This window comes from Streptomyces sp. NPDC004126 (assembly GCF_050275515.1).
Classification (GTDB): domain Bacteria; phylum Actinomycetota; class Actinomycetes; order Streptomycetales; family Streptomycetaceae; genus Streptomyces.
On record NZ_JBNNPF010000017.1, the window covers coordinates 35,802 to 42,806 of the forward strand.

The 7,005-nt window shown below is 75.2% G+C and carries 6 protein-coding genes and 1 pseudogene; 4 read left to right on the plus strand and 3 right to left on the minus strand.

Going from position 1 to position 7,005, the window contains the following annotated elements; translation table 11 throughout:
- The 4 genes and pseudogenes from ACQKM2_RS17960 to ACQKM2_RS17975 form a co-directional block, all read left to right on the plus strand.
- Nucleotides 1–496 (plus strand): annotated as a pseudogene (locus ACQKM2_RS17960) (hypothetical protein); the annotation flags it as partial.
- A gap of 36 nt (nt 497–532) precedes the next feature.
- Nucleotides 533–1,357: a heavy metal-binding domain-containing protein gene (locus tag ACQKM2_RS17965; RefSeq protein WP_427710782.1), complete on the plus strand. Its 825-nt coding sequence runs from the start codon at nt 533–535 to the stop codon at nt 1,355–1,357.
- 58 nt (nt 1,358–1,415) lie between these two features.
- Nucleotides 1,416–2,204, plus strand: coding sequence for a heavy metal-binding domain-containing protein (locus tag ACQKM2_RS17970; RefSeq protein WP_427710784.1), 789 nt, complete (start codon nt 1,416–1,418; stop codon nt 2,202–2,204).
- Nucleotides 2,197–2,607, plus strand: coding sequence for a hypothetical protein (locus ACQKM2_RS17975; RefSeq protein ID WP_427710785.1), 411 nt, complete (start codon nt 2,197–2,199; stop codon nt 2,605–2,607). The genes ACQKM2_RS17970 and ACQKM2_RS17975 overlap by 8 nt, the downstream gene beginning before the upstream one ends.
- Before the next feature lie 12 nt (nt 2,608–2,619).
- Here the strand turns inward: ACQKM2_RS17975 and ACQKM2_RS17980 are convergent, their stop codons facing one another.
- Genes ACQKM2_RS17980 through ACQKM2_RS17990 form a run of 3 tightly spaced genes read right to left on the minus strand, consistent with a single transcriptional unit; the run spans nt 2,620 to nt 6,869 of the window.
- On the minus strand, nt 2,620–4,623 hold the full coding sequence (locus ACQKM2_RS17980; protein ID WP_427710787.1) for a prolyl oligopeptidase family serine peptidase: 2,004 nt from the start codon (nt 4,621–4,623) through the stop codon (nt 2,620–2,622).
- Nucleotides 4,624–4,636: 13 nt separating this feature from the next.
- Nucleotides 4,637–6,034, minus strand: coding sequence for a M20/M25/M40 family metallo-hydrolase (locus ACQKM2_RS17985; protein WP_427710934.1), 1,398 nt, complete (start codon nt 6,032–6,034; stop codon nt 4,637–4,639).
- A 1-nt stretch (nt 6,035) separates the two neighbouring features.
- Nucleotides 6,036–6,869, minus strand: coding sequence for a M55 family metallopeptidase (locus ACQKM2_RS17990; protein ID WP_427710788.1), 834 nt, complete (start codon nt 6,867–6,869; stop codon nt 6,036–6,038).
- Nucleotides 6,870–7,005: the final 136 nt, after the last annotated feature.

Sequence of the window (7,005 nt, forward strand, 5' to 3'; positions counted from 1 at the left end):
TTCAGTCGTTGTTGGTGTGCCCGCCGCGGGCCCCCTCCAGGCGGTTCTGGGGCTCCTTGCTCTGGTGGCGGCCCCGGGCCCCCCCCGCCCGGGGGGGCCGGCCGCCCCGGCGGGCGGCCGGCTGGAGTGGGCCGAGCTGGAGGCTCCCGGGGAGCTGGCGGCCTGGGAGCTCGCCTGGGACGGCGAGGAGTCCACCGGCCTGTTCCACGAGGGCCTGCTCCGCGAGGGCATCGTCTTCCTGGCGGGCCGCGACGGGTCCCGGATCACCGCCGGCGCCGTCCTCAGCACCGGCGGCGGGGTCGTCGGCGTCTCCAACGTGTTCGCCCACGACGACGCGGACGCCGACGCCGCCTGGGCGGCGGCCCTCGACGCGGCCGCCCGCCACTGGCCGGAGCTTCCGGTGGTGGGCTACGAGCACGGCGAAGACCTCGACACCGCCGTACGCGCCGGGTTCACCCCCCTCGGCCCGCTGCGCATCTGGCTGCACACCGCCTAGCGGCGCCCGTCCGGTCTTCGGATACGCTTTCGGACGATGAAGCGCCAACTCGTAGACGGGCCATGGGATTCGACGTTCTCCGCCGGGGAGTTCGCCGCAGTCGCGGGCGTCGGGTTCGAGCCGGTCGGCCAGGTGCTCGGCACGGCGGTCTTCAACCTCGGGAACACCGGCGCCTGGGCCTGCCCCGGCGCCTGGACGACGGTCGGGGGCCCCTCCTCGCCGTGGGAGCCGTCCCTGGCTCCGCTGGCGAAGGCGGTCCACGCGGCGCGCAGGCTGGCGGTGGCCCGTGCGGTGGCCGAGTGCCGGGCGCTGCACGGCGACGGGATCGTCGCCGTGCGTCTGACCGCGGCCCCGTTCCCGGCGGGCGGGACGGAGTTCACCGCCATCGGCACGGCCGTCCGGGCGCGGTCCCGCGTCCACCCGCGGCAGCCGTTCGCCTCGCACCTGGGCGGTCAGGACTTCGCGCGGCTGCTGCACGCCGGCTGGGTCCCGACGGGCCTCGCCTTCGGCGTCTCCCTCGCGATCCGGCACGACGACTGGCGCGCCTCCGGGCTCACCGGCCGCCGCCGGTTCGCGGGCAACCAGGAGGTCGACGGCCACACGCGGCTGCTCGGGCACGTCCGCCGGGAGGCCCGTGCGCGCCTCGCCCTCGACGCGCGCGGGCACGGTGGCGGCGACGGCGTCGTCGTGGACGACATCGGCCTGGAGGTGCGGGAGACCGAGTGTCCCGGTTCCGGCACCGCGCGCGACCTCATCGCGGAGGCCGTCTTCGTGGGCACTTCCATAGCCCGGTTCGGCCGCTCCGCGCGGCCCGCCACCACCGGGCCGCTGACCATCATGAGACTGGAGCGCGAGCACTGACATGACCGGGCGAACAGGACGGGAAACAGACGACGGCACAGGCCTGTCCGAGGACGCGATGCGGCGCCTGGCACAGCTCCGGCCGGGCGCGGACGGCGGGCTGTTCACCTCGGACCTGACCGTGAACGAGTTCCTGCTGGTGCGCGAGGCCGGCTTCCGCCCGCTCGGCCTGGTCCTCGGCTGTTCCGTCTACCACGTCGGCCTTCAGCTCGGCCGCTGGTCGAAGAACCAGGAGCTGACGAAGCTGTCCCAGGCCATGTACGACGCCCGCGAACTCGCGATGAGCCGGATGCGGGCCGAGGCGGGCGCGCTGGGAGCGGACGGGATCGTGGGGGTCCGGCTGGACATCGAGTTCAAGGAATTCGGTTCGGACATCGCCGAGTTCATCGCGGTCGGCACGGCCGTCAAGGCGGACGGCGCCGACCCCGGACCGGCCGGGACCTGGCTGAACGACAAGGGCAGGCCGTTCACCTCGGACCTGTCCGGCCAGGACTTCTGGACCCTGCTCCGCGCCGGGTACGCGCCGCTGGACCTGGTCATGGGCTCCTGCGTCTACCACGTGGCCCACCAGCGCCTCGTGCAGGCCCTCGGCAACACGGGCCGCAACGTCGAGATCGAGCCGTTCACGCAGGCCCTCTACGACGCCCGCGAGCTGGCGATGAGCCGGATGCAGGCGGAGGGCAAGGCCCTCGGTGCCGAGGGGATCGTCGCGGTGCGGCTGAGGCAGCACTCGCACCGCTGGGGGCCGCACACGACCGAGTTCTTCGCCGTCGGGACGGCGGTACGCCCGCTGCGCGCGGACCACGTCATCGACCGGCCGACCCTGGTGCTGGGTCTCGATGACTGACGGGCAGGGGCCCGCCCCGGTGGACGCGGCCCTGCTGGCGGCCGCTCTGCGCCGGGACAGTGCCGACCTGGAGCTCTACGCCGGGGTACTGTCGGCGACCCTCGCCGACTCGCTGCCGCCCGGCGCCGTCCGCGTCAGCCGCAGGCGTTCCGTGGCACGGCGGCTGGCCGGGCGGGAGGGTCCGGTCGACGGACTGGACGTCGTCCTCGGGGAGCAGCGGCTGTCCCTGCGCACGGACCGGGGCCGGACCACCGGGGAGATCTGCCACGAGGTCCGGGGGATCGTGCTCTCCCGGCGGCAGGTGGGCCTGGACGAATGGATCGGAGCGCTGGCCGGGTCCCTGGCGGACGCCGCGGCGTCGAGCGCCCGCGCCCGCGAGGCGGTCGAGCGGTTCCTGTCCTAGGGCCTCCCGGGGTCACTCCGTGCCCAGTTCCAGCCGCGGCACGTCCCCCCTCTCGATGCCGAACACCTGTGCGTACAGCGACAGTTCGGCCTCCAGCGCACGCACCATCGTGTCCGCGCGGCGGAAGCCGTGGCTCTCGCCCTCGAAGGTGAGGTACGCGTGCGGGACGGCCGGCTCGCGGCCGCGGAGGGCGGCCAGCAGGCGTTCGGCCTGGGCGGGTGGGCAGACGGGGTCGTCCAGGCCCTGGAGGAGGACGAACGGGGCTTCGATCCGCTCGGCGCGGGCCACCGGGGAGCGTTCGCGGCAGCGCAGTGCCAGGGTGGCCGGGGGGCCGGCCAGGCCGTCGGTGTAGTGCGACTCCAGGTCGTGGGTCTCGGCGGCGAAGCCCCGCAGGTCGAGCACCGGGTAGATGACCGCGGCGCAGGCGTAGAGGTCGGTGGCGGCCAGGGAGGCCGCGGCCGTCCAGCCGCCGGCGCTGCCGCCGCGGATCGCGAGCCTGGCGGGGTCGGCGGTGCCCTCGGCGGCCAGGGCCCGGGCGACGGCGGCGCAGTCCTCGACGTCGACGACGCCCCACTGTTCGCGCAGCCGCTCGCGGTAGGCGCGGCCGTAGCCGGTGGAGCCGCCGTAGTTGACCTCGACGACGCCGATGCCGCGCGAGGTGAAGTAGGCGATGTGCAGGTCCAGTACGGGCGGTACGTGCTCGGTGGGGCCTCCGTGCGCCCACACCGCGTACGGGGGCAGTTCGTCGTCGGGCGGCCGCAGGGCGGGGTGGTGCGGCGGGTAGACGTGGGCGTGGATCTCGCGGCCGCCGGGCCCGGGGAAGGTGCGGCTCTGCGGCTCCGGGTAGTAGGCGGGGTCCACGGGGTCGGCGGCCCGGGCTCCGACGACCCGCGCGTGCCCCGTACCGACGTCCAGCTCGACGACCTCGTAGGCGCTGCGCGGGCTGGCGGCGACCCCGTAGACGCGGGTTCCGCTGACGGCCAGGGCGGGCTGCCAGGCGGTCCAGGGCCCGGCCGCGTCGACGAGGTCGCCGGTGTCGGGGTCGAGGACGCCGAGCACGGAGGAGCCCTGTCCGTGCAGTACGGCCACCGTCCCCTCGGGCAGCGGGGCCAGCCAGGTCAGGCCCGGCTTCCACAGGGCGCCGCCGAACTCCTCTTCGCGGGGGCACAGGTTGACCGGCTCGCCGCCCTCCGGGTCCACCCGGTACGGGTTCCACCAGCCGGTGCGGTCGCTCACCGCGAGCAGGGTCCCGTCGGCCGCCCACGCCACCTGGGCGACGGCCTCGCCCGGCCCGCCCAGTACGGTGCGGGGCGGGCCGAGCGTCCCGTCGGGGTGCACGGCGGCCACCTGGAGTTCCGTGCCGTCCCAGGGCATCCGGGGGTGGTCCCACACCAGCCAGGCGGCGCGGCGCCCGTCGGGGGAGGGCTTCGGCCCGGTGCGGAAGCGGTGCCGGTCGTCGGTGAGCTCCCGTACGGCGGACCGGTCCCCCGCGGCCGACCCGTCCAGCGGGACGGCGGCCGCGACCCGGCGCAGGTCTCCCGGGCCGGGGCCGGTGAACTCCTCCAGCACGCACCAGACCTCGCCGCCGCGCAGCACGGGGTCGGCCCAGCGCAGGCCGCCGCCGACGGCGGAGACGGGGGTGAGCGGGCGGGGCTGCGCCGCGGCGCCCGGGGCGTCGGGTTCGTACGCGTACAGCCGCTGGTCGGCGTGGTGGACGAAGACCACCAGCGGCCCGCGGCCGGGCTGTTCGGCGCCCGCCCAGGGCAGGCCCCCGTACTCGGTGAGGCGGCTGCGCACGTTCCAGGGGGCGGGCAGTACGGGCCGGGCGGGGCCGCCGTCGGCGGGCCTGCGCACCAGGGTGCGGCGGCCGCCCTCCGCGGGGCGGGGTTCGGTCCACCACACCTCGGCGCCGACGGTGCCCACGTACTCGGGCCGGCCGTCGTGCGCGGCGGCGTGCGCGGCGGTGATCGGGGAGGGCCAGCTGCCGTAGGGGCCCCCGACGGCGGCGGCCGCCATCACCGGGCTCCCATCACAGGGCCCGCAGTGCGCGGTCGAGGACGCGGACGCCGAAGTGCAGGGCGTCGACGGGGACGCGCTCGTCCACGCCGTGGAAGAGGGACCAGTAGTCGAAGCCCGGCGGCAGTTTGAGCGGGGAGTAGCCGTAGCCGGTGATGCCGAGCCGGGAGAACTGTTTGGCGTCGGTGCCGCCGGCCATGCAGAAGGGGACGACGTGCCCGTCGGGGTCGAAGTGTTCGACGGACTCGCGCAGGATCCCGTACGTGCGCCCGTCGACGGGGGCCTGGAGGGCCACCTCCCGGTGCTGGAACTCCCAGTGCACGTCGGGGCCGGTGAGCCGGTTGAGGGTGTCGGCGAACTCGGCCTCGCCGCCGGGGACGGTGCGTCCGTCGACGTAGGCGGTGGCGTGGCCGGGGATGACGTTGAGCTTGTAACCGGCGCTGAGCATCGTCGGGTTGGAGCTGTTGCGGACGGTCGCCTCGACGAGGGCGGCGGCCGGGCCGAGCTTGCCGAGGAGGCCGTCGAGGTCGGTGCCGGGGGCGCGCGGGTCGACGGTGAGGCCCTGGAGGGCGGCGAGTTCGGTGATGCAGGCGGTGACGGTGTCGGTGAGGCGGACCGGCCAGTCGTACTCGCCGATGCGGGCGACGGCGGCGGCGAGCCGGCTGACGGCGTTGGCCCGGTTGGGCTTGGAGCCGTGCCCCGCGGTGCCGTGGGCGGTCAGCTTGAGCCAGGCGGTGCCGCGTTCGCCGGCGGCGATGGGGTAGAGGGCCTGGCCGGGCCGGGGGTGGACGGTGAAGGCCCCGGATTCGCTCAGGCCCTCCGTACAGCCTTCGAAGAGGTGGGGGTGCTCGTCGGCGAGGAAGCCGGACCCGTCGACGGCGCTGTCCTCCTCGTCGGCGGTGTAGGCGATGACGACGTCGCGGCGGGGCCGTACGCCGTGGCGGGCCCAGGCGCGTACGACGGCCAGCACCATGGCGTCCATGTTCTTCATGTCGACGGCGCCGCGGCCCCAGACCACGCCGTCGCGGACCTCGCCGGAGAAGGGGTCGACGCTCCAGTCGGCGGCCTCGGCGGGGACCACGTCGAGGTGTCCGTGGACGAGGAGGGCGGGGGCGGAGGGGTCGGTGCCCTGGATCCGGGCGACCACGTTGGTGCGGCCGGGGGTGCGTTCCAGCAGCACGGGCTCCAGGCCGGCGCCGGCGAGGCGCTCGGCGGCGTACTCGGCGGCGGGCCGCTCGCGGCAGTCGCCGCCGCCGCGGTTGGTGGTGTCGATCCGGATCAGGCCGGAGGTGTACTCGACCACCTCGGCGAGGGCCGTCTCGTCGGCGCGGGACCCGTCGGCGCGGGACCCGTCGGCGGCCGCGGCTTCTTCGTGGGCGGCCCTTCGGGGGGCGCCTTCCACCCGGTGCATGTCAGCCATACTGCTCCTCCACGGCCGCCGAGACGACCGTCGTGACCGCTTTGAAGGTCCGGATCCCCTCGTACATCGTCCCGCTGGTGTAGGCGACCCGGCGTTCGCCGGAGCGTTCGACGCCGGGGACGACGGTCGCGGCCATCGACAGGTGCTCGGCGTCGAACTCGATCTCCACGGTGTGGGGACCGCCGCGCACCGGCTCGTGCCGGACCGCGAGCTTCACCGCCTCGGTGGCGGCGGCGCGGATGTCGGCGGCGGTGCGGGCCGGCGTGCGGCAGACGGCCGCGTAGCGCGAGACGTGGTCCTTGACGGCGACGGTGCGGGCGTCGGGGGCGTATCCGGCGGCGTCGGCGCAGGTCAGGTCGTCGCCGGTGACGAGGATGACGGGGACGCCGTATTCGGCGACGACGTGGGCGTTGAGGACGCCTTCGCTGGCGCGCAGGCCGTCCAGCCAGACGCCGGTGATGGAGTTGGCGAGGTAGGTGTGGGCGAGGACGCCTTCGCTGCCGGCGCCGGTGTGGTAGCCGACGAAGGCGATGCCGTCGACGTCGCCGTGCTGGACGCCCTCGACCATGGAGAGGGACTTGTGGCGGCCGGTGATCATCTCGGCGCGGGCGTCGAGCTTCTCCAGGAGGAGGTTGCGCATGGTCCAGTGGGCCTCGTTGATGAGGACCCGGTCGGCGCCGCCGTCGTAGAAGCCGAGTACGGCGGCGTTCACGTCGGAGGTGAACATGCCCCGGCAGCGCTCCCATTGCGGGGTGCCGGGCAGCACGTCGGCGGGCCAGGTGACGCCCGTGGCGCCTTCCATGTCGGCGGAGACGAGGATCTTCATCGGGCCCCCCGGTGGGTCGGGTCGCGGAGCCCCACCCTAGCCGTCCGGCAGGCCGTCGGCCCCGGGCCACGACAAGGTCGGGCGCTTCGAACGGGAGATCAGTCTGCTCGGCCGGGTACAAGGCCGCGGGACTCCC

Excerpts from the sequence above, each read along its gene's own strand:
- ACQKM2_RS17965 (WP_427710782.1), top strand. The coding sequence starts at position 533 with ATGAAGCGCCAACTCGTAGACGGGCCATGGGATTCGACGTTCTCCGCC.
- ACQKM2_RS17970 (WP_427710784.1), top strand. The coding sequence starts at position 1,416 with ATGCGGCGCCTGGCACAGCTCCGGCCGGGCGCGGACGGCGGGCTGTTC.
- ACQKM2_RS17975 (WP_427710785.1), top strand. The coding sequence starts at position 2,197 with ATGACTGACGGGCAGGGGCCCGCCCCGGTGGACGCGGCCCTGCTGGCG.
- ACQKM2_RS17980 (WP_427710787.1), bottom strand. The coding sequence starts at position 4,623 with ATGGCGGCCGCCGCCGTCGGGGGCCCCTACGGCAGCTGGCCCTCCCCG.
- ACQKM2_RS17985 (WP_427710934.1), bottom strand. The coding sequence starts at position 6,034 with ATGCACCGGGTGGAAGGCGCCCCCCGAAGGGCCGCCCACGAAGAAGCC.
- ACQKM2_RS17990 (WP_427710788.1), bottom strand. The coding sequence starts at position 6,869 with ATGAAGATCCTCGTCTCCGCCGACATGGAAGGCGCCACGGGCGTCACC.